We start from the raw sequence: 20,552 nt of genomic DNA on the forward strand, positions 1-20,552 counted from the left end.
TTACCACCGTAAACCGAAGCCGCCGTCGTCCTCGGCGTCGTCGTCATCAAAATCAAAAAATCGGGAGCTTTGGGACGTTTGCCGGGCGATCGGTTGCCACTCAAAACCCACAGAACGGGAAACGGCAATCATCCAAAGGATATGGAGAGCCGAAAGGTTGTCGAAGTGGTGGCCGGTTTGCGGTTCCGGCCACTCTTCGAGCTGGGATATCATTGATAACAGCCCAGGATGAAACAGGATCCGGGGGTTAAACCGGTCATTGATGTAGGGCTCCAGAGAGTCGACACGCACTTCCAGCGGTACGGACGCAGTTACACCCACTAAAGGGAGTGCTACGCCTTGGCGTAATCCTGCCTGGACAAACGTCTGGCGCGAATGCTCATAGGCGTTATTGTTTTCAAAGCCGATGGCATGGCATTTAAAACGCCGTTGAACGTCGATTAAATCCGCCTCTAATTTGGACGGTAGACGGCGTTTACTCTCGGCCTCCATAACGTTTAGCCGCTGTTTATGGAGGTCATAGCCACCGACGATAATTGACGACGGGTCGGCCTTCTGGCCTTTACCCATCGACGGGTCACACGCGCCAAAAATCAGCCATTCGCGCCAGGTCTGCACATAAAATTGAATGTTCGTGAATGTGCGGTCTTCATCGGTTCGCGGGTCGCCCTGCATTTCCGTTGAGAACGCCTTATTATTTTTTGCCCGCTGGCGCATTAGCCAGAACAGCGGGCGAACGGCGGGCCAGGACGTGACCGCGCCTTCGTCCATTGCGGCTTTATTGTCGAGATAGAAGCGGTAAGACGGCAATTTATCGTCGGGCAAGTCTAAATCCAGCTCTTTGGCCTGTTCCTGCGCCTGTTTATCGTCATTGAGCATGATTTCAACGCACCTATCCCACAACTCCATATGAGTGGGGAGGGTCACGATCGCGCGGAAATGGTGGACAATGTGGCCTATGGTACGTTTTGCCCTGGATATGGGATCGTCTTTATTCAGTACCGTACCGACACCCATATATTTTACTGAGCCATCAGGCGGCCCCAAGTAGTCGATCGCTTTTGAAAGCCAGTTCCAGCGGTTCTCCCGCTCCGTTGGGCTCTTGGCTTCGGCGTCGGTGATCAAGTCATCCCCTAGCAGCAGTTTAGGGCGGCTCGCGCCGTGAAACGTTCCGCGTATTGCCTGCTCTGCACCGAACGATTCAACTTTTACGCCGTTGGACGTGATGAACTCGCCGATTTTCCACATCGGCCCCTTGCCGCAGATTTCCGGGAAATCCAGCATCAACGCGGCGTTAACGATCAACTCTGTTTTCACCACTTCTAAAAGTTTGCTAGGAAGTTTGGTTTCAGCGCCTAACAGAATGATGTAGTCAATAAACGGCGGCCGTTCGCCTGTAAACCCTAACGCCTGGCGAACGTCATCACGTTGATGTAGCCCTTGTACTGCGCACCAGAGCGGGCCGATTTTCGTTAACAGGGACGATTTAGCCTCGCCGCGGGGCGCTATCCACCACTCCATACAGCCGCCAGGGCGTTGGAGTAATTGCGGGTAACGCTGGCAAAAATGCGCGTGAAATAGCGACTTCTCGCCCCTGATATGGTGCGGGAAATAGGTATACGCGAAAAACTCGAAATCACCGCCCAGAACGCGGCGGCGACGTTCTGCTATCGCTTCAGGAGCCGGATCCAGACCGGTGCTATGCGCCTTAATGTCTTTTCTTAATGCCTGCCGTATAGCGGCCAGCTCTTTAAGAAATTCGCGTCCGGTAAACTTTGCCATTGGTTACGACTCCGCCGTCGCCTGCGCGGCTTCCAGACGCTTACACGCTACATCAAAATAGTGGGTGCTCATTTCGATCCCGACAAAAGGATGCCCGGACATCAGCGCGGCCACGCCGGTGGAGGCGGAGCCCATAAACGGATCGAGAATTGTGCCGCCTGGTCGAATCGGGGCGATAAGGTCAGTCATCACGGGAACCGGTTTCCCTGTCATATGCAGTTTTTCAGCCGGGATCACGCGCTGGCTAATCAACCCCGGCCAGGGGCCGCCGTGGTCAGCCTTTGATAACGCGCCCTTACTTCCCCAAACCACATATTCGCATTGGTGGCGAAAATAGCCGGTATGAGGCGCGCGGCTTGATGACGTCTTATCCCAGGGCACAATCCCGCGCCAAGTGAAGCCACCGCCCTGGAAAACGTCGGTTAAGGTGGGGAGCTGTCGCCAGTCGGTAAAAATCATGGAATACGCGCCAGGCTCCAGCAGGTGGAACGCCTGGCCGAGCCAGCACATTGTCCAATATCCCCAGGAGCGGGCGTCTCGGTTGTCGCCGTAAAAGTCGACGTTATAGCCGGTTTCAGTACGGCCCGTGTATTTATCATGTGGGCGCTGTTGTCGGCTGCCAATATGCAACCCGCCGCTACTGTAGGGTGGATCCGTAATTAAGCCGGCGAAAGATGCCGGCGGCAACGTCTGTAAAATCTCCAGACTATCGCCACAATAGAGCGTGGCCGCGCCTATCACCTGCTTTTGGGTCATTCGTCTTGCTCCGCATTGATAGCCTGAACGATGCGATCCATTGCCTGGTATGGGGTTTCGTTATAGCCCCGATCCGCGTGTAGCCGCTGGCCGTCGGTAAGGGTCACAACAACCTCACGATTACAGTTAAGCTCCACCCCGGCCACACTATTGGCGGCGATGTATTGTTCTTGTTTGATTTGAATTAACTTAGCCATATAGCCTCTCTATTTCGTGCCCGAACGGCTCCAGAATGTCGTCGAACGCCTGGAGGTGTTGCGGGTATCGCTCTTTGATAAAAACGGACAACTGCTGCAGGACTTCCAACGCGGTAGCCAATTGACTGGTTTCCGGTAATAACCGCTTACTGCTGGCAACCGCTTTATTCAGCGCGTCGGTCAGGCTAACCAGCAGTTTTACCCGGTCGGCCGCCGGCAGTTCTTCGCCGTTCGCGTCGGCGTTCTCCAGCCGTTCCATTGTTGAGTTGAACTGAATGATTAGCGCAGTGATCATCGTTCGCCCCAGCTCTTCCAGACTTCCCCCGGCGAATACGCGCGCAGCGCGTACTTTGTCCCAGTCGTCGCCGGCGTCCCTGGCCGCGTTTTTCCAGCGTTGCGCGGTGCCGTAGGCAATCCCCACCATTTTGGCGGAGACGTCCAACGACAGGCCGTCCATTACGTAGGCCCGGCGCAGCTGTTCACGCGTTTCCTGTGGGTGTGCCATCAGAACCCCATCTTGGCTTTAATCAGCAATACGACCGCCGTTACCATTCCCCCGGCGATGCCGCCAGATACAGCCCCGGCGACCGCCCCTTGTTTAACCGCTGCTGCTTTAACCTCGTCAACGCTGGCCTCTATGCGCTTAAGGCGGTCATTCATTTCCTGCATTAACGCCAGTTCCGGCGATACTGCCGGGGCCGGGCGCGCCTTTTTCCTTGTGGTGGTCATTGTTTGTCCGCCTTCCTGTCCAATTTCGATTCAATCCGTTCTATCCCGCGCCGCATCTCCTGAAGGTTGTCCATGATCTGGGTGACGTCGCGCGCCGCATCATCCCGGCGCTGGTACTTTTCGCGGATATCTTTAATTTCTTTTTGCAGTTCCTTAAGGTCTGCATGAGTGTTTCTCAGCCATAGGCCGCCAAGACACGCCACAATTCCAAGGGCGACTTGAAACGCTAAATCCATTGTTAGGGCCACGTTCATTTCCCCTCGCTCCAGGCTTTGATCTGGTTTAGCTGGGTGTATAGCCCCATGCACCACGGGCCGTAATCGGCCGCGTGGTTTAACAGATCTATGGGTGGTAATCCTTCGCCGGCGCTGGCGGCATGGGTGGAATGACCAGCAGCGCTGCCGGGATTTTGGGACAGGTTTCCGGTGTCGGGATATCCGAGCGCGGCGCGGTAGGCGCGCAGGCTGTCAGGGCCAAGACCGGTAAACACATCAGGATCCTTTTTAACTGCGTCATGATTTCGCCTTTTTAGCTTCTGTTTTAGGTCGTTGAGCTGTTGCTGTGCGGTTACAAGGTCGGCGGCGATTTTTTCCGCGCGGGCGGCCTGTTCTTGGATTTTTTGAACGCTGGCGGCAAGGGCAATATTGTGCCGTTCTGTCGCCTCGCGCTTTTCTCGCTCATAGCCGGTGATTTGTCGCTGTAGTTCGTGGATCTGGTCATTAGCCGTTCGTAGGCGGTACTCACTGCCGGCGATACCCTCGTTAAACCCCACTTTCCAGGACAAACCGGCCAGCGCGGCGGCAATCACAAGCGCCACCCAATACTCTTTTAAGAAAGACAGCAGCGCCTTAAACATTTTTCTCAACCTCCCTGTCTCGCTTCAGGGCTTGCCATTTGGCCCCCTGGGACTGAATCACCCACGCACCCAGATAGGCGGCGATGTGCCACTCGGCCAGACGGCCGCAGAGAGTTTCCCAAATCATGGCGAACGAACTCACCAGGAACGCGCCCATTAGAATGGTGTCGGACGTGGAGAGGCGGCCAGTGGGGCTGGCTATCAGCTCTTTTAGCCGCATAACACCCCCCAGGCGGTTTGATACTGTTTAACGCGCTCGTTAATACCGTTTAAACCGCCGTTAATACGCCGCGTAAGTCCTTCAATGTCGCGAGCGTCGGCAAATTGATTGCAGTTATTGGCATACCAGAACCACCCGGCCGAACGGGCCGCCAGTTCATCGTTCTCCAATAGTTCGGGCTGGGCGATTAAATCCAGCTCCAGCGCGTGGCCGCACTGGAGGTAGTTATCGTAAAAGGTGATTTGCTTAAGCCCACGACCGCGAAAACGCCAGCCGTCGTCCGGGCCGTCGTTGCCGTAACGGCCGCCGTAAACCAGGTTAGCTATCTGCCGCTGGCGTTCGGTCGGGACAACCTTCTCGCCAGGCTGACGGCCTAGCGCGTTAGCCTGGGCGGTGCTGATACGCTTACGGGGAAACGTGGCGATAAGGCCCGCCGGGGAATAGTTGAGGTTTTCGACGGTGCGGGTAAAGCCGGCTGATTCAACGAAAATCTGCGCAATAAAGGCCGCCTGGCGTGCCGGCGTATCAATGCCGAACTCCTGCATGGCGTACATGACGTGGTTATACCAGCGAACCGTTAAGGATAACGATAAACTGGCCGCTTGGCGTAATTGCTCTTGAGTGGGGTAATTCATGGCGCTATCTCAAAATCTTAGATAGCGCCAGTGTTACAAAATGGGGAGGTGGGTATCAGTGGAAGAGGTTCGTCACATTAATCAAGTGACTGTCAAACTATCTTAATTGGTTGTTTTCCTCATCACAACCACAACGCGACATATTGTCAACAGCGCTCTGCAAACGGGACTTAAGATAAAACGATGCATAATCTCTATCGCGTAATTGACGAATACTCACTACCACTTCATAAGTATACGCTTTATCTTTTATCGTCCACCGCCATTGGATACACACCGTATGGCTTTCTATAAAGAACATCACCTTAGCGGCCGGGTTAGCTTTTTGGCACTCATCGATAAAGTCTAAAATATCCATCATAACAGCCTCATTTGTTCTTGAGCCCCGTCACCCTGGGCGATAATTTTTTGAGCTTGACGATCGCTTAAGTTAAAGCGCGGGCATAACTCCATTAATGCGAACCGGCCAGACTCGCCGGCGGCGATCTTCTGCCGGTATTGCGCGATAAAGGCACGGTTTCGCCATTCGCGTAGCGCAGCTTCACAACGTGGAATATAAAGCACCTCACCGCCAAACCGCTGTTCTATCTTCGTGGCCACGTCGGCTCCTAACGTATCGATTAAGACCGCCGCGCGACGGTTGCCACGCTTACGGGCGCTAACGCCGACCGGGAACGAGACGCCGCCCAGCTTTTTAATCAGGGTTTCCGTGTCACGGTATCCGATTAAATCGATGATATCCAGCACGACCGGCGGTAGCAGATCGCGTAGTTGTTCAAAGTCTGGATTGTTCATGCGTTCCGCCTTTTTGCGTCCTTAATCAGCGCCACTAATACGCCGTTAAGTTGCTCATCAGTAAGCCACTCGATAACAAGCTGGCCGTACATATGCCCGGCCATCGCTTCGGCATACTTCCAAGACCGGCCAGCGTCAGCCAATAGCGCCTCAATCTTGCTTAAAATAGCCTTACGCTTGGCGGCGACCTTCGGGCGGCGGCCGTGCTTGGACGAACGGCGCGGGAAACCCTGTTCATGCATGTACTCTTTGATAGCCTCCAACTCTTCGAGCGTGCATTTTGCCGCGCTGGTTTTACCGCCAGCCAGGCGGGCAATCACGGCGCGGTAGGTTTCATCGTCCCAGCCGAGCGCGGCTTGACCTGCCTTTACTGCGCCAATTAAACGATTCTTTATTAATGCCACAGTTATTTACCCCGCTTTTTAGCGTTAGCCATCGACCGACGCAGCGACGCGAGAGAACGCCCGACCGTCTTATATTCAGTTGGTGTGTCGCCGTGCCAGCGGTTAAACACGGCATGATCCTGGCGTGATACCAACTCCAAATTTTCAAGGCAACAGTTCAAGCGATCGTTATCCCTAAACACAACTATCATCCCTGCGGGTATCTCTCCGTTTGCCTGTTCCCACAGTAGACGATGTTTAAATTTCCATTGGTTCGGCTCTGCGACTTTTATTTCCAGATAGCCGTCCTCATTGGTGATTTCAGTACCAACGGGTAAATGGTTGTGCGGTAGCTGGCCCTTTTTAAACGAGCCGGCGTTGGCTTTCACTAGCCCTTTAGTCCCGGCGTTGAATGGTTTGTGTCCTGTGGAAAATTGACCAGAGCGCCCCGTTTTAAGGCCCATGTTTTTACGGATCCCGTTGATGGCCTCTTTTGTTCTATCAGTACCAAACGCCCGATTAAACAACGTGGTTAGCTCTGGCAGTGGTAGTAGATAATTATTCCGGATCCAGGCCCGCATTGCGGGCGTATAGACAAAGCGAGTCATTATTTTTTAACCTCTAAAAAGCGCGGCATAACCTCGGCTTTATCGGCTCCTAATGCGCGCTGAACATCCAGCGCCAACCGCCCGTTATCTACGATTTTTGACGCAATGCAGGCTATCTCACGAGAGCGTTTTAACTCTGTCTCCAGTTGCTCCACCGTCAAACTTTCGTCTCCAAGCCGTTCTATCTGGGCAAACAGGTGATTATTAAGGTCTTCAAGCGTATTTTTCATATCACGTTCCCTTACGGATCAGGCGCTACGCACTGAAAAACGAGTAACATTGATGCCGTACAAAAACGCGGCGGCCCGGTCTAACGTCGTCCACGTCTTGTAGTCACCGCGCCGTTCGCGCAGGTAGTACGAAACGCCGCAATTGCGGTTAATAGCAAACAGGTGATAGACTCCGTTAAAGCGCTGGATCACAAACTCATCAACGCCGCCGCTTTCCACCAACTGCCTAAAGGCCACCATCCCAACAAGTTCATTTTTCATACGGCACCAATCCGGTTATTTTGATGCTGCAATTAGATTGCTTTGGTTTAGCTGCTCCGCACACTGTGAACAGATCCCCGTTCCTTTTTCGCGGTTAATCTGCACCCAGTGACACGGCACGCCGGCGTCGGATACGCAGGCGTGATGGTCGTCACAGCCACAAACCTTGCATTTAGCGACAGGGATCGGCTCCAGGTGTTCGATAGAGACGCCGCCCGCACGACCAGAGACGCTCACAACGACCGCACCATGCCCCAGAGCCCAGGCAGGCGTCCGCGTAGTAACAGTCGTATAGTCAGGAACGCCCCGGATATGGTAGTAACGGAACAGTGCGCCGACTGGATACAGTTCGTTAAAACGTTCAGCGCTGATATTGCGTAGTGTCTTCATTAACGGATCCCCCGCGTCGCTTTGAATTGTTCGACCTTGGCCTTCATTTCACGCTTTAAACTCGCCTTATTGATGGCGTAGCCGCGTGAGTCATAGAAACGTAAACGCGATTTTGTCGGGTAGTTCGGGAACTCAACGACGACAGACCGATTGCTTAAGCTGTAAACGCGCTTTTCTCCGTTCTGCTGGTATTCACACCCTGTGACGGTTAATAACATGATGAATTCTCCTCGTATTCTTTCCCGTGTTGCCGACGGCTACGGGCCGCAGCCATGCGAAAAACGTTCATGTCTTCATACATAAACAGTAAATCGCGTTGTTTGGCTCGGTCGAACTCCATCACCGCGCCTTTGCTTTTCTCCCAGCCCTTAAGTAAATAAATCGCGTCAGCCTGATCGAGCATGGAAAGCGACATAGCCAGATACTGGTCATGCGTCAGGCCGTCAGGAAAAATAGCCGGGTTTAATACAATGAAGCTGCGATTCCTCAATGTGGTTGCGGCTTCATTGAATGCTGGCCGGTTAAACTCCGGCAAGCCCGTCATAGGGCCAGAGATAAAAATGACAGGTGTCATACGGCGGCCTCCGTTCCCCAGCGGCGCTCAATCGCGGTTAAACAGTATTGGGCGCGGTGGTGGTAATATTCGACGTTTGCGGGAGCCTTCGCCGTTGCTTTTGCCTGAAGCCAGAGAGGGATAGCCGCTTCGTAAAGTGCATCTTTCTCCAGTTCTACGGCGGCGCTCGCCACATCCAACAATTCCGCGTTAATCATGACGATCTCCCAATTCGCTCAACGTCCGACGAACCGCCGATCGCGTGTCCTAGTTTCGCTGTCAACCCAGACGCATAACCGGATACCGCAGCATGATCGGCACCTCGGCATTTTTTAGCCGCTCGGCTCTCGCCGGTCTTCATGCCTGTTTCAGTCATTCGAGCGTGATACGCCTCCATTAGCGCTTCTTCCGGCTGCGTTACGGCAAATTCCTGAAGCACTTCATAAGCACCATGCACCCAGCTCTCGCAGAACGTATCCGCGCGGGCCGTCTTCGTTTCTGGCTTAATGTTTTTACGCATAGTGCCGATATACTCACGCCGCGCGGCCATCATTTGACGCGACAGAACGTCAAACGTATAAGCGGCGATTTGGGGGCGTTCTGCGGGGCCGTAAAAGATAACTATGCGTTTCGGGATCCCGCGATAGCCGGTATAACGGAAGGAGTAATAACAGCGAACGCCAAACGCCTGGCTAATGGCGTTGGCCGCTTCGTGAGGGTTCGTACTGCGGCGAGCCAGGTTCAGCAGCTTTTTAATCTTTTGGAGATATTTTTCTTTATTCATGACGATTAACTCCTTTTGCTACTAATTTTCTTAGTCAGCTTATGAATTAAATCCTTGCCATTAATGGCCGTTGCCACTCCTATATAGGCACCCATACCAAGACAAACACCGACGCTTAAAAGCGCGAAAAATAGATCAAGCGTTTTTATAAACATTTGCCATTTCCTTGTTTTAGGCGTAAGCCGGCCCCTGGCTGGTTACGCCATATAAAAAGTTAATTACGTTTTAAATAAGGTTTAAATTGCGCTTAATTAAAGTGGTTTTAACTTCTCACACCTCACAAAATAGGGGGCTAAATTAATTTCAACGACCGGGCCGTTCTTACAATCAACCGCAGCAGCTACCGTTCTGACAATGCTCATTCCTCGTAATGCTGGGTGAGGGCAGTAGCCGAATTGCTGGCCTACTGGATACTGACGATTAAACTCTTTCGCCGTCATATCACACCGCCGCGATATCCAATGGGATCGCAATTAATTTCCCGCTGTCGTCCTTCTCTCGGAAATTGATATACGTTTTCGACGTTGCCACCATCAGCGAATCGGCGATAGCGTCCATTGCTTGGAGCCAGCGCTCGTCGTCAATTTTGATACGTCGCAGAGACAGAATGCGCCCAGTGTTAAGCTGGCCTTCTTTGTCTACGGCGAACGCATCAGACACTAGAGCGCGGAGGTTATCATTAGCTCCCTCTGACCACTCATGGAGACATTCGTCAATAATTGACTTAGCAACCTGAAGCTCTGGCCCGAACGCCAGCGAGTCCTGAACCTTTATCTGGATTTGGTGGCTGCCGTCGTAGCTGCTAAAAGTGATGTTTCCTTTAATTCCGCCCGGCTGGCGGTTGTATTTTTCGGCCACTAAATCGATAAACGCGTAGCAGTCATTAAACGCCGACGTTTTAAAGTCGATCATGGCGCGCTGAAGCTTTTTAGCCGCGTCGACCTGGGCGCGGACAAAGGCGTCCATTTCGAGATCGTAAGGTGGCACCATATCGACGGGAACCAGTCGGCCCTTACGGTCGGCCATGTACCCTTCAGGGATTGATTGTTGGTTTTTCTCTGTCATAACGTTCTCCTATTGAATGATTTTTGCGTCTACTATTTGATATGTCCCATGCGATAACTGCTGAAAAAGATATTCGCAATGGGCCTTTGATTGGTTGATTAAGTTAAGTTCTAACTTGTTGATGTCCTCCGTTCCGCCCTGGCGATAATTCACCATCACCGCGCCTGTTTCTTCATCACAAATGACCTCAACTTCCAGGACTCCGGCCACGTTCTGTTCCCTCCTAAGTGTTAATGTAACGACTCCGACCAGACGACCTTGCAGCCGTCTACCATAAATGCACCTTGCTTATAGGGGCCACTAGGGCCACAACCAAAGTTCTGATAAAACGCTACGCCCGACTCGATAAGTCGATCGCTATAACCGCAGCGCTGGATCCTGATAACAGGGCGGCCATCGTGAACGCTGATACCTCTGAGCGTTGCGCCATTCTTAACGAGCTGTCTTGCTACAGCTCCGGCACGCTCAAGCGCCGACAGCATTAATTCTTCATTCATGGTGATAGCCTCCGTTAGTTAATCAGCATTTCCGAGAACTTACGCACCGCGCCAGCGCTTACTGCTTCGCCGCTGATCGTGCTGTGACGATGTACGCCGCGCAGCAACTTAAACAACCGGCGCGCGTTGCCGCGTGAGGCCGTAAATAGGGCATCACTAACGGTCGGCTCTGCCGCGCTTGGTAACACGCTAACGGCGATTTCGTCGATGTCGTTACGTGGCAGTTCGTCGCCGAGCGGTAACGCGAACGCCACGCGGCTATAGAGCTGTTTATATTCGCCGCGGCGGCCTTTAAGGTTAACAATCAGGCGCGGCATACCAGCCAGAACGACACCGATTCCCGCTTTATCGTGGATACGGCGGATCGTCTCTAGCGCTCGATAAGGCAGGTTCTCTGCTTCGTCAATCAGCAGCGCCCGCCCAGAGCCACGCAGCGCGTTAATACACGCGTCGCTAAGATCGTGCAGGTTGCCGCGACGGTTTAACCCTAACTTGGCGCTGAGTTCCTCAAGAACAACACGGGCCGTGTATCCCGGATCCGCTTCAATGAGGATTGCGTCGCGGTTTTCTGCCACGTACTGACGCATGATCATCGTTTTACCTAAGCCGGCATCGCCGTAGATAACGTTAATTTCCCCGTCAAGGTGGGCCATTTTGATAACATCTAAGCCACGCCGGGCGGTGTAGGTCGGCACAAATGCAATGCTAATCTTTTGGTTCTGGGTCTTTTCCTTCTCATTCTCGCGATTCAGAAAGCCCTGGACGTCGGCCTCCAGGCTCTCAACGTCGCCCTGATACTTACTCAATAAATATTGGTTAATAACGGCCGGACTTTTGCCAATAGCGCGGGCGACCTGAGTTTGAGACCATCCTTTACGGGCGATCAAATCGGCTAACTCGGTTCTAATCATGGTGATTGCTCCTACTTATGCGTTCCATTTTTTCGTAAATACTCATCCCGATCGCTCTCTAAAAAGAAGAATTGCTTATCTTCAGCGGGGATAAGTTCGGGGGTTCCCAGAAACTCACTTAAAGAGTTAATAGGTTTGGCCTCAATCAGTGGCCGTGCTTCGGCTTCGATTTCCTGGCGGTGCTGTTCGTTAAGCTTCAGGCGACGTTTACGGCGTTTTTCCATCGCGTCCTGCATAGCGTTAACAGGGATAGCCGCACGCTTGTTGCCGTCCCAGACAGCGTCACAAACATAGTCGCCATTAAGGCGGCGAACGATAACGCGGCTAGCATCGTGAATGTCGTAAGCAACCCGAACCTCGTCACCGTCAACTCCGATAAGTTCTTCGGCAAAATATTGGTTATTCATCAGCTCCAGCCAGCCGCGCTGCGCCGTACGGATCTGTTCAGGCATGAACATATCGCGCAGTTCTATCTCGCTTAGGTATTCGATTTCATCGCCTTCAGCCTCTAACGCAGAACGGCGGGCCTCTGCTGGTGTCATGTGTTTACCGTCCAGTTTCGGCAATTCGCTATGGCGATGACCGTAGTTATATTTATCGACCTCTTCGGCTATCACATCTAACAGTTGTTGCCAGGAGGGAAGCTTGACGATCGCCTTTTGCTGGCGATTATCCAGAGGCTTGCCGTTCTCAATGGCTCGTACTGCGGACTCAATCGCGCGGCCAGTGACGCGTACGTTTTCGCGGTCAGCCCCGAGGCCGTTATAGGTTTGGTATTTTTGAGCAATAGCGCGAGGGATAACGGCGTTTAGCCGCTCGATAATCCCGCGAGACTGTGGATTACCTGGGATACTGGTCATGTGCTGGATCCCCAATCGGGGGAAAATACCAGTAATATCGGCGTCCAGAGTTTTGTTCGTTTCGCCGCCGCCGTTGTCCGAATAGACAAACAGCGGCTTACCGTACAAGCCCATCGCATAACGGTAAGCGTCTGCCACAGCGATCGCGTTCTCAGATAGAGCCAAACTCCAGCCAACAACGAACCGGCTACGGCCATCAATAACGAGCGTCAGCTCTGGCGTGAATGGGCGGCCGTGGATAGGGTGTGCGACTTTCATATTCAAAGATTTACCATCCGAGATCCAACACCCATTCACTGGCATCGTTGACCAATCGCGTTTAACGTAGGTTTCCAGCGCTCGCGCGGCAGATCCAGTAAGACGGCCTCGCGCTTTTTCACGCCGGGGGAGTTTCTTCATTGCTCGCCGAACGGCATCATATGACGGGCAAACGGCTAACATCGCAGGCTGATCGGCGTACAGCTCCGCCCATTCATCACAAAATGATTCATAGGCACTGGCGATCGTGGGGCCGTTCAGATTGCGCCAGTGCGCCAGGAATTGAGGGAGCCATTTAATCTGCTCAGGTTTCGTTTGTTTATGATGTCCGGGCGCTAATAGGGCTAACCGTTCCGCGCCGTTCTGGGCGCGGCAATAGTCCACAACCCACGAATTTAGCGACCGAACGCTAACGCCTACACGGCTAGTCCCGCGCCGGGCGTTGGCTCGTTCGGAGTGCTGCTGCAGGGTATCCGGTAAACTACGAGTGCGTGACCGGTCACAAATGAAATTAATCGCTTTGATGCGTGATAAGCCGTCAGCCTCCAGCCGCAACACTTCCGCCACTAAGGCACAGCGGGAATCAGCGATCGCGCGCTGGGCGTCGGTAAGCTCCGCCGTCTTACTCTCAAGTAGGGCCGGGCATTGGCGCACCAACTCAAGCTCGGTCTTAGACTTGGCGATAGTGGTTTTTATGGTGGCGGGTTTTGGCGCTACGCGTGCCGTAGCCAGCACCGAGTGATAGTGGCGTTCAATAACAGCCTCGCGAGCCTCGGAAGGTAAGCAATCAATATGATATTCAAACGTAACGCCTTTAACGCCCGAACGTTGACGAAAAAGCCAGTTTTCTTTCTGTGCTTTTCTGATTATGGAGCTGACAGACGCTGGTAAACCAGGTAGTCCTTTCATCTCCAATGTTGTCATCCAAACGTTTAACGTTGTCATATCAATACCTTTCCGGCCAGATCTCTTGGGGCGATAAGCCAATCGCATCGGATATTATTTGTTCGCCTTTCGGATAATGCTTATCTAACGCGTTTTTTAAGGTGTACGGTGATAAGCCATGCATACGCCCTAATCCCGATAGAGACAGATTTTTTTTTCTCAGTGCCGCGATCACATCTGCTCTATGCATGTTCACTCTTTTTTCGATCTTCATTTCATGCCATCCTTAAGGATTAACTCGATAGCTAGCTGCTAAAGTACTCGGCTAGCTATAAAGAAATTTAGTGTCATTTCATTTTCATGTCAATAAATGAAATGACAAATGAAATGACAAAATCAGCATTTTTCACATATATCATTGATATTTATGTTGTTTATTTTTCATTTCAAATTGAATTTAATTTCATTATATGAACTGAAAGGGAGTGACTGTGGATTCAAAAAAAGAATGGTTTACCATCAAGGAACTAACAGACTTACAACTACCAGGGTTGAAGGGAGCTTTTTCTACTATTCATAGAAAAGCAAAACAACAAGAATGGCGTGAGCAGAAAAAGACAGGCGTCAAAGGTATTGCGTATGAATATCATGTGTCATCATTCCCTGATGAAGCCCAAAAAGCATTAGGTATTAGAGCGATAAGCACGAATGATACTTATAGCAGTAATAAACTTTGGGATATGTTAAAGGCTTTAAGCGAAGATGAAAAAAATATCATTGTGAATTTCATCCAACGGGAGGGATTGAATAGCTTACTGAGATTAATATCTTCGTATTCAATGAGTAATCAACAATCAACAATCCCATGGGGTGAGTTTCTCGACAGCATTCCCGAATCTACTAGTGATAACCAGAATCCCAATGCCCCGTGGGTCGATGATAAAACCCGAGATCGATTAAAAGAGACACTAATAGATATAGGGTTGGATCGTAAGCGTATATCCTCATTAATTATGTTGTTTTCTTTGCCAGAAGCTTATGCGAGAGAGATATTATCAAAATATGTGCAAAGTGAACGAATCACCTCATCCCAGCAAACCGTAACAGGCCAACAGGAAAAAAAGACAAAAGCAGGCTGATGCTTAGCTAGGCCGAGCATAATTATTTCTTTTTGAGGAGGGCTGGTACCACAAAGAAAAAAGCGACACTAAAACGCTTTCTTTTCCCTCTATTCTCCTTTTGTGTTATTCATTTAAAATCAATTAATTACGAAAAGTAAAAAGTCAGTTGTTTTTTACTTTTCGCTACCAGAAAAAAGTAAAAAAAATATGGTGTTATTCATATTAAACAGAACTAACAATGTTCCATAAAGAGTAGACAAAAAACCGTAGATAGGTTTTTTATGCGGTTTTTTCTGTCAGTATTTTACAAACTGAAAAACAATAAATTAATCATATATATCAATAGATTAATCACAAAAAACCGAACGTCAGAATAAATCTATAAACGGTTCTTTTCTTAGAGAAAGAAAAAAACTTGGTTACAAGATGTTTAGTTAAAAAATAAGATAATGACCAATGGATTAATTTTTATTACTTTTCATTTAGTTAGGTTGAGTATTAAAACCGTTTAAAAGGCGATTAAAAGGAGGCTGATTTTTGATTATAGTTATGCAAAATATAATGCAAAAAACTGCCTTTTTGGTCATTTTTAAAAATTCTATGCAAAATCCCTGAACTCTCCCGCAACCCGCACCACAAGCCGCGCACCGCGTCGCCAGGCTTCCCCCTCAGCTATGCAGAATTGATCACCTCCCCACAGCGTGAACTTAATACTAATGAAGTGGAAATGGTTAACGGCGGCTGGGCTAAGAGCATCAGCGACGCGGTTGAAGGTGCATTATTCGGCGCCGGCGACGCGATGGCTACCGGTATGGCCGTAGGTACTCAAATCGGCGGCGGGGCTGGCGGTGGCGTACTGGGCTTTGGACTTTTCGGTAGCCTGGCTGGCGTTATCGTTGGTGGCATTGTTGGCTTAGTGTATGGTACCGTCGGCGGGTTTGCATTAGGTCGTGAAGACATCGAAGACAACATTGCTGACTATCGCGACAAGTTTGGCGTCCGTTCACAAGGTCTATAATCGGTCTTCCCAACGGATCGTTGTTAACTGACTCAGTCCGATTTAAACACAGGCGCTTATTAGCGCCTGTGTTTTTTAATAGTGCATCCAATAGCATTTCTATACCCTATTGATTTTTTTATATCTTTTTTCATGATGGATGGATGTTTTTGTAGAAAAATTACATAAATGCCTGTCAAATTTGTGACGTATCTAACGATGTTGGGCATGTTTTTTGTAATTTTACTACAAAATAACTTCTCCAGAGTGAACAAATGGAGTAAAGTAACCGGCGTAGGGTACAGAGGTAAGATGTTCTATTTTTCAACCCTGTAATAGGATTGGCTCTATATTAGCCGCCCCGTTCGTTTGAACGGGGCGTTTTTTTATCTGCAAAATGAAACGTAGAAGCTTTACGGCGTAAAACGCTTTGAGATTCAGTTATTAACTGTGATACCAGCTTTTAACCTCGTTCCATATTCTCTCGTCTTCATCCCGGTAACCTTCCGGAACTTCAACGCAAACGCCGCCTCTTTGGCGTAAATCCAACCGTTGCCCGGTATGTACCTGCGGCGGCTGGCGGAGGTACATGCGAAATCCGCTGGCGTTAAATGTGATGTCGCCTCCTCCAAGCTCCAGTCGGTAATCATAGGAACAGGGGCTTTCTGGAAATATTCCCGGGATTGGCGCTGACTGATGAAGCTCGTAAATAAAAAGATGCGGCGGGCCTGCGTTAATATTTAACTTAACGTCTGAGGCCAGATCGAAGATCATGGTTGCGGGAGCAAGCTGAAAATGGAAACAGCATTCCTCGTTTGTTGGCGGCGTTATCCACCCCAGAATGTAATCAATATCCAAACGCAGCTGTAAAACGTCGGCGTAGGGGACGACGGCATGTATATGCACGTCGTGCCAGCCCATCTGTTCAAAGTCGCTCTCGTCCCAGCGCGTCCTTATATCACTCATTCCGCTTCTTCTGCGGGCGCTTCGTCCGTAAGGCTAAACCATTCGTCCAACTTTTGGCGCAGCTTGTCGACGCCGAACTTTTTCAAAGAAGAGAAGGCTTCCACCTGAATATCGCCCTGGAAGGGCAGGATGGCTTCGCGCACCATGTTGACCTGCGCTCTGCGGGCGCCCTGCGCCAGCTTGTCGGCTTTGGTTAAAAGCAGCATCACGGGAAGGCCTGAGTCGACCGCCCACTGGATCATCTGCTGGTCGAGGTCTTTTAGCGGATGGCGGATGTCCATCAGAACAACCAGCCCCTTCAGGCATTCGCGCTTTTGCAGGTATTCCCCCAGCGCGCGCTGCCATTTGTGCTTCATTTCCTCTGGAACCTCAGCATATCCGTAGCCCGGCAGGTCGACCAGGTGCAGGTTTTCTTCCACCCGAAACAGGTTTATCAGCTGGGTTCGCCCCGGCGTCTTACTGGTCCGCGCCAGGCTCTTTTGGTTAGTCAGCGTATTCAGCGCGCTGGACTTACCCGCATTAGAGCGGCCGGCAAAGGCTATCTCAATGCCGATATCCTCCGGCAAATGCCGAATGTCCGGCGCGCTGGTGACGAAATGCGTCTGCTGGTAGTTAAGATTTTTTATCGTCAAAGCGTGCGTCTCCTTCGGTCATCGTTTCGGCGGCAATTATACTTATTTACCGCCATAAAGGGGGAATTTCTTGCGGAGCGGCTTGGGCACTAGCAGAAAGGCTGAGAATTGCCACCGTGAGCGTGTGAGACATTTGCCATTGCCGCGTAGGGCAATATCGTCTTTTTTATCTTCGTTTTGAGATGAATATCTTTATTTTCAGCGTGTTAATTTTGACAGGTAAAAATTGGCTCGGATTACACGCTCTGGCTACCTTGTTCGGCGCGCGCAAAGGGGTAAATTACACATCAAGCAAGGGAACGCGAGGAACGAAGTTCACAGGACGTGCGCTTCGGCTCAGGGAGCATCAGGACGATGCGACGAGCAAAAGGGAATGACCCACAGGATGTGGGAAAGCGTTATCAGGATAGCATAACGCGCAATAGGGAAATTAAGGGAAACGCGCAAGCGTAGTTCAGGATGAACGGCTAAGGAAAGCGCCAGGGACGACTTTTATTCTTCAGGACGAGATAAGGGACGATTTTCCAGGGATTGGGCAGTAAAGCAAAAGGATAGACCGGGACGTCAATTGACTCACAGGGATGGAGCACGACAATTGCATTAGGGCGACAGAGTTATCTGTCGCCTTTTTTCTTTGTTTCTGGTAGATTCCGCGAAAGTTAATCCCCTCTGTTTGAGAACCCACTATGAAGCAGCCGCAGCAGGCCCCAAAAGGCAATATCAAGACTCCAAAAGCAAAGCGCAAAAGCCGCGAAGAGCTGAACGCCGAAGGCAAAGAGCGCAAGCGTCAGAAAAAGCATCGCGGCAACGCGGCGGGTTCTCGCGCCAATGGTTCATCCGCTTCCCAAAATTCGTCTCGGAAGGGGGGCGCAAAAGACCCGCGCATCGGCAGCAAAACCCCCGTGCAGCTGACGGTTTCCGATGAAGCGAAAGTTCAGAAAACGGTGTTAAAAGAAGAGCGCGCGCATCGCGCCGAGCCTCTGTCTGCGGAAAAAGAGCTGGCCCGGCTTGAGAACGACGAGCGTTTGAACGAGCTGCTGGACGCACTGGAAGCAGGAAAGGCGCTGTCGGACGAAGAGCACGACTACGTTAACGATACGCTCGATCGCATTGACGAATTAATGGTACAGTTGGGCATCGATCTGGGCGATGGCGATGAGGAAGAAGAGTCTCCCGAACAGAAGGAGAATATTCTTAACCTACTGAAGAATAAAGGCTAAGAGAGTCGTCCGCGCTATGCAGTGGCTGTTTCCGTTTGTTGGGCTGCTGCTGGCATGCTATCTGGTCTGGCTGTTAGGCCGGCTGTTGTGGCTGAATCGGCTGAAAGATCGCCGCTATTCGGCAAAATACTCCCGCGGCACAAAGGCACCTATAACAACGACGCGACCGCGGAGAAGAAAAAACAAGACGGAGTGAGCAAATGTCTTCGCAGTTGATTGACTGGGATCTGGCCCTTATTCAGAAATACAACTATTCCGGCCCTCGGTATACCTCTTATCCAACCGCCCTTGAGTTTAGCGAAAGCTACGGCGAAGGTGATTTCGCTTCGGCGGCCGAACGTTATCCTTCGCGTCCGCTTTCTCTGTACGTTCATATCCCTTTCTGTCACAAGCTGTGCTATTTCTGCGGCTGTAATAAAATAGTCACTCGCCAGGGGCATAAGGTGGAACGCTATCTCGACATGCTGGAAAAAGAGATAGAACGACGTGCGCCGCTGTTTGCCTCCCGCCACGTGTCGCAAATGCACTGGGGTGGCGGTACGCCCACCTATCTGAACAAAGAGCAGATTACCCGCCTTAACGGCCTGCTGCGCAAGCATTTCCACTTCCAGCCGGAAGCGGAAGTATCAATCGAGATAGACCCTCGTGAAATCGAACTCGATATTCTCGACCACCTTCGCGCTGAAGGCTTTAACCGCATGAGCATGGGCGTTCAGGACTTCGACAAAGACGTTCAGCGTCTGGTTAACCGCGAGCAGGACGAAGAGTTTATCTTCTCTCTGATCCGGCACGCCAAAGAGCTCGGCTTCCGCTCGACCAATATTGATCTGATTTACGGCCTGCCGAAGCAAACGCCGGAGAGCTTTGCGCTGACGCTTAAGCGCGTCGCCGAGCTGAGCCCGGACCGCCTGAGCGTGTTTAACTACGCTCACCTGCCGAGCCGCTTTGCCGCACAGATGAAGATTAAGGATGACGACCTGCCGTCGGCTAATGACAAGCTTTCTATCCTGCAGGAAACCATCGCGTTCCTGACAGAGGCAGGCTATCAGTTTATCGGTATGGACCACTTTGCCCGCCCGGACGACGAGCTGGCCGTGGCCCAGCGTGAAGGCAAGCTGCACCGCAACTTTCAGGGTTACACCACTCACGGCGATAGCGACCTGCTGGGCCTTGGGGTTTCCGCCATCAGCATGCTTGGCGATACCTATGCGCAGAACCAGAAAGACCTGAAGGCCTACTACGCCAGCATTGAGGAGAAGGGCAACGCCCTGTGGAAAGGCCTCGCCATGACGGAAGACGACTGCCTGCGCCGCGACGTCATCAAGACGCTGATTTGTAACTTCCACCTGCGCTTTGCCGACATTGAGCGGGCCTACGGCATTCGCTTCGTTGAGCACTTCGCGCAAGACCTGGCGCTGCTCGCACCGCTGGCGAAAGACGGCCTGGTGACTATCGACGAAGCGGGCATTGACGTGACCGGTAAAGGGCGGCTGCTTATACGCAATATCTGCATGTGCTTTGACACCTACCTGCGCCAGCAGGCGCGCAGGCAGCAGTTCTCGCGCGTGATTTAAAGAACGTCAGAAAAAACAAACGGCCGCAAATGCGGCCGTTTGTCGTTTCGTGACGCGATAGCCGTCAGGAGAACAGCACAAACATAATAACGCACAGCACGGCGGCTAAACCGGTCTGTGGCGATTGCCCGGCCGCTGAGCCAATTTCTGCGCCGGACTGAAGCAGTGAATAGAGACTTTCCAACATAACCATACTCCATGCGGACCCAAAAGGTAGACGCGCGCAGGTCTTTTAAAGGGTTTTAGGCTGTATCTGCCGCGTTTTGGCCACTGTCTTGAATACGGCGCGCCAAGCGCTGCCGATACGATTCACGTAGTGGGCTAAGCCGGCTAAAGGATATCAGAATTTTGGCAAAAAAATGCGCGCCAGATTACAAAAAACGGGCG

The 20,552-nt window shown here is 51.4% G+C and carries 33 protein-coding genes; 4 read left to right on the forward strand and 29 right to left on the reverse strand.

The annotated features are described in order from the left end of the window. The 26 genes from V8L73_RS00200 to V8L73_RS00325 all read right to left on the reverse strand — a co-directional run bounded on the left by V8L73_RS00200 (position 1) and on the right by V8L73_RS00325 (position 13,929). Positions 1 to 1,782, reverse strand: coding sequence for a hypothetical protein (locus V8L73_RS00200; RefSeq protein WP_347253465.1), 1,782 nt, complete (start codon positions 1,780 to 1,782; stop codon positions 1 to 3). 3 nt (positions 1,783 to 1,785) lie between these two features. Then, on the reverse strand, positions 1,786 to 2,538 hold the full coding sequence (locus V8L73_RS00205) for a DNA-methyltransferase (RefSeq protein ID WP_347253466.1): 753 nt from the start codon (positions 2,536 to 2,538) through the stop codon (positions 1,786 to 1,788). After that, positions 2,535 to 2,735 (reverse strand): hypothetical protein, encoded by a 201-nt coding sequence (locus V8L73_RS00210; protein WP_347253467.1) that lies wholly within the window; start codon positions 2,733 to 2,735, stop codon positions 2,535 to 2,537. The genes V8L73_RS00205 and V8L73_RS00210 overlap by 4 nt, the downstream gene beginning before the upstream one ends. Then, positions 2,728 to 3,240, reverse strand: a complete 513-nt coding sequence (locus V8L73_RS00215) for a DUF1804 family protein (RefSeq protein ID WP_347253468.1) — start codon at positions 3,238 to 3,240, stop codon at positions 2,728 to 2,730. Before V8L73_RS00215 ends, V8L73_RS00210 begins: the two co-directional genes overlap by 8 nt. Further along, entirely contained in the window at positions 3,240 to 3,464 is a 225-nt protein-coding gene (locus V8L73_RS00220) for a hypothetical protein (RefSeq protein ID WP_347253469.1), read from the reverse strand. The genes V8L73_RS00215 and V8L73_RS00220 overlap by 1 nt, the downstream gene beginning before the upstream one ends. Further along, entirely contained in the window at positions 3,461 to 3,718 is a 258-nt protein-coding gene (locus tag V8L73_RS00225) for a hypothetical protein (RefSeq protein ID WP_347253470.1), read from the reverse strand. Before V8L73_RS00225 ends, V8L73_RS00220 begins: the two co-directional genes overlap by 4 nt. After that, a complete protein-coding gene (locus V8L73_RS00230; RefSeq protein ID WP_347253471.1) occupies positions 3,715 to 4,320 on the reverse strand; it encodes a hypothetical protein in 606 nt (201 codons plus the stop codon). Before V8L73_RS00230 ends, V8L73_RS00225 begins: the two co-directional genes overlap by 4 nt. Further along, the gene (locus V8L73_RS00235; RefSeq protein WP_347253472.1) at positions 4,313 to 4,540 is read right to left on the reverse strand and encodes a hypothetical protein; all 228 of its coding nucleotides are present in this window, start codon (positions 4,538 to 4,540) and stop codon (positions 4,313 to 4,315) included. The genes V8L73_RS00230 and V8L73_RS00235 overlap by 8 nt, the downstream gene beginning before the upstream one ends. Next, entirely contained in the window at positions 4,531 to 5,175 is a 645-nt protein-coding gene (locus tag V8L73_RS00240; protein ID WP_347253473.1) for a glycoside hydrolase family 19 protein, read from the reverse strand. Before V8L73_RS00240 ends, V8L73_RS00235 begins: the two co-directional genes overlap by 10 nt. Positions 5,176 to 5,272: 97 nt before the next feature. Continuing rightward, positions 5,273 to 5,536: a hypothetical protein gene (locus V8L73_RS00245; protein ID WP_347253474.1), complete on the reverse strand. Its 264-nt coding sequence runs from the start codon at positions 5,534 to 5,536 to the stop codon at positions 5,273 to 5,275. Continuing rightward, the gene (locus tag V8L73_RS00250) at positions 5,533 to 5,970 is read right to left on the reverse strand and encodes a Mor transcription activator family protein (RefSeq protein ID WP_347253475.1); all 438 of its coding nucleotides are present in this window, start codon (positions 5,968 to 5,970) and stop codon (positions 5,533 to 5,535) included. Before V8L73_RS00250 ends, V8L73_RS00245 begins: the two co-directional genes overlap by 4 nt. Next, positions 5,967 to 6,374 carry a gp16 family protein gene (locus tag V8L73_RS00255; protein WP_422655594.1) on the reverse strand — a complete coding sequence of 136 codons (408 nt, stop codon included), beginning with the start codon at positions 6,372 to 6,374 and terminating at the stop codon, positions 5,967 to 5,969. Before V8L73_RS00255 ends, V8L73_RS00250 begins: the two co-directional genes overlap by 4 nt. A 2-nt stretch (positions 6,375 to 6,376) precedes the next feature. Next, on the reverse strand, positions 6,377 to 6,961 hold the full coding sequence (locus V8L73_RS00260) for an HNH endonuclease signature motif containing protein (RefSeq protein ID WP_347253476.1): 585 nt from the start codon (positions 6,959 to 6,961) through the stop codon (positions 6,377 to 6,379). Further along, positions 6,961 to 7,191, reverse strand: a complete 231-nt coding sequence (locus V8L73_RS00265) for a hypothetical protein (protein ID WP_347253477.1) — start codon at positions 7,189 to 7,191, stop codon at positions 6,961 to 6,963. Before V8L73_RS00265 ends, V8L73_RS00260 begins: the two co-directional genes overlap by 1 nt. An 18-nt stretch (positions 7,192 to 7,209) precedes the next feature. Next, positions 7,210 to 7,452 carry a hypothetical protein gene (locus V8L73_RS00270; protein ID WP_347253478.1) on the reverse strand — a complete coding sequence of 81 codons (243 nt, stop codon included), beginning with the start codon at positions 7,450 to 7,452 and terminating at the stop codon, positions 7,210 to 7,212. Between the two features lie 15 nt (positions 7,453 to 7,467). Further along, complete coding sequence (locus tag V8L73_RS00275) at positions 7,468 to 7,842, reverse strand: hypothetical protein (RefSeq protein WP_347253479.1); 375 nt, start codon at positions 7,840 to 7,842, stop codon at positions 7,468 to 7,470. Further along, a complete protein-coding gene (locus V8L73_RS00280; protein WP_347253480.1) occupies positions 7,842 to 8,060 on the reverse strand; it encodes a hypothetical protein in 219 nt (72 codons plus the stop codon). The genes V8L73_RS00275 and V8L73_RS00280 overlap by 1 nt, the downstream gene beginning before the upstream one ends. Beyond that, entirely contained in the window at positions 8,051 to 8,416 is a 366-nt protein-coding gene (locus tag V8L73_RS00285; RefSeq protein WP_347253481.1) for a DUF4406 domain-containing protein, read from the reverse strand. The genes V8L73_RS00280 and V8L73_RS00285 overlap by 10 nt, the downstream gene beginning before the upstream one ends. Then, the gene (locus V8L73_RS00290; protein WP_347253482.1) at positions 8,413 to 8,613 is read right to left on the reverse strand and encodes an ANR family transcriptional regulator; all 201 of its coding nucleotides are present in this window, start codon (positions 8,611 to 8,613) and stop codon (positions 8,413 to 8,415) included. The genes V8L73_RS00285 and V8L73_RS00290 overlap by 4 nt, the downstream gene beginning before the upstream one ends. Next, positions 8,610 to 9,179, reverse strand: a complete 570-nt coding sequence (locus V8L73_RS00295) for a DUF2786 domain-containing protein (RefSeq protein ID WP_347253483.1) — start codon at positions 9,177 to 9,179, stop codon at positions 8,610 to 8,612. The genes V8L73_RS00290 and V8L73_RS00295 overlap by 4 nt, the downstream gene beginning before the upstream one ends. 441 nt (positions 9,180 to 9,620) lie before the next feature. Beyond that, positions 9,621 to 10,244: a DUF3164 family protein gene (locus V8L73_RS00300; protein WP_347253848.1), complete on the reverse strand. Its 624-nt coding sequence runs from the start codon at positions 10,242 to 10,244 to the stop codon at positions 9,621 to 9,623. Between the two features lie 9 nt (positions 10,245 to 10,253). Then, entirely contained in the window at positions 10,254 to 10,454 is a 201-nt protein-coding gene (locus tag V8L73_RS00305) for a hypothetical protein (RefSeq protein ID WP_347253849.1), read from the reverse strand. Between the two features lie 20 nt (positions 10,455 to 10,474). After that, the gene (locus V8L73_RS00310) at positions 10,475 to 10,741 is read right to left on the reverse strand and encodes a hypothetical protein (protein ID WP_347253850.1); all 267 of its coding nucleotides are present in this window, start codon (positions 10,739 to 10,741) and stop codon (positions 10,475 to 10,477) included. Positions 10,742 to 10,755: 14 nt separating this feature from the next. Continuing rightward, positions 10,756 to 11,652, reverse strand: a complete 897-nt coding sequence (locus tag V8L73_RS00315) for an AAA family ATPase (protein ID WP_347253851.1) — start codon at positions 11,650 to 11,652, stop codon at positions 10,756 to 10,758. 11 nt (positions 11,653 to 11,663) lie between these two features. Then, positions 11,664 to 13,715 carry a DNA-binding protein gene (locus tag V8L73_RS00320; RefSeq protein ID WP_347253852.1) on the reverse strand — a complete coding sequence of 684 codons (2,052 nt, stop codon included), beginning with the start codon at positions 13,713 to 13,715 and terminating at the stop codon, positions 11,664 to 11,666. Position 13,716: 1 nt separating this feature from the next. Further along, positions 13,717 to 13,929: a helix-turn-helix transcriptional regulator gene (locus V8L73_RS00325; RefSeq protein WP_347253853.1), complete on the reverse strand. Its 213-nt coding sequence runs from the start codon at positions 13,927 to 13,929 to the stop codon at positions 13,717 to 13,719. Between the two features lie 217 nt (positions 13,930 to 14,146). Between V8L73_RS00325 and V8L73_RS00330 the strand changes: the two genes are divergently transcribed. Together V8L73_RS00330 and V8L73_RS00335 are read left to right on the forward strand one after the other, a co-directional pair. Then, complete coding sequence (locus V8L73_RS00330; RefSeq protein WP_347253854.1) at positions 14,147 to 14,794, forward strand: DNA-binding protein; 648 nt, start codon at positions 14,147 to 14,149, stop codon at positions 14,792 to 14,794. A 664-nt stretch (positions 14,795 to 15,458) separates the two neighbouring features. Further along, the gene (locus V8L73_RS00335; protein WP_347253855.1) at positions 15,459 to 15,794 is read left to right on the forward strand and encodes a colicin V synthesis protein; all 336 of its coding nucleotides are present in this window, start codon (positions 15,459 to 15,461) and stop codon (positions 15,792 to 15,794) included. A gap of 423 nt (positions 15,795 to 16,217) precedes the next feature. On the opposite strand, the gene V8L73_RS00340 is transcribed toward V8L73_RS00335, so the two are convergent. Beyond that, on the reverse strand, positions 16,218 to 16,739 hold the full coding sequence (locus V8L73_RS00340; protein ID WP_347253856.1) for a hypothetical protein: 522 nt from the start codon (positions 16,737 to 16,739) through the stop codon (positions 16,218 to 16,220). After that, on the reverse strand, positions 16,736 to 17,371 hold the full coding sequence (yihA, locus tag V8L73_RS00345) for a ribosome biogenesis GTP-binding protein YihA/YsxC (RefSeq protein WP_027273770.1): 636 nt from the start codon (positions 17,369 to 17,371) through the stop codon (positions 16,736 to 16,738). The genes V8L73_RS00340 and yihA overlap by 4 nt, the downstream gene beginning before the upstream one ends. A gap of 686 nt (positions 17,372 to 18,057) precedes the next feature. On the opposite strand from yihA, the gene yihI reads away from it, so the two are divergent. Together yihI and hemN are read left to right on the forward strand one after the other, a co-directional pair. Further along, positions 18,058 to 18,591, forward strand: a complete 534-nt coding sequence (gene yihI / locus V8L73_RS00350) for a Der GTPase-activating protein YihI (RefSeq protein WP_347253857.1) — start codon at positions 18,058 to 18,060, stop codon at positions 18,589 to 18,591. A 200-nt stretch (positions 18,592 to 18,791) separates the two neighbouring features. Then, on the forward strand, positions 18,792 to 20,165 hold the full coding sequence (hemN, locus tag V8L73_RS00355) for an oxygen-independent coproporphyrinogen III oxidase (RefSeq protein WP_027273767.1): 1,374 nt from the start codon (positions 18,792 to 18,794) through the stop codon (positions 20,163 to 20,165). Positions 20,166 to 20,229: 64 nt separating this feature from the next. On the opposite strand, the gene V8L73_RS00360 is transcribed toward hemN, so the two are convergent. Further along, on the reverse strand, positions 20,230 to 20,352 hold the full coding sequence (locus V8L73_RS00360) for a YshB family small membrane protein (protein WP_147654607.1): 123 nt from the start codon (positions 20,350 to 20,352) through the stop codon (positions 20,230 to 20,232). Positions 20,353 to 20,552 lie beyond the last annotated feature (200 nt).

The sequence above is a fragment of the Leminorella grimontii genome (genome assembly GCF_039789245.1).
Lineage (GTDB): Bacteria > Pseudomonadota > Gammaproteobacteria > Enterobacterales > Enterobacteriaceae > Leminorella > Leminorella grimontii.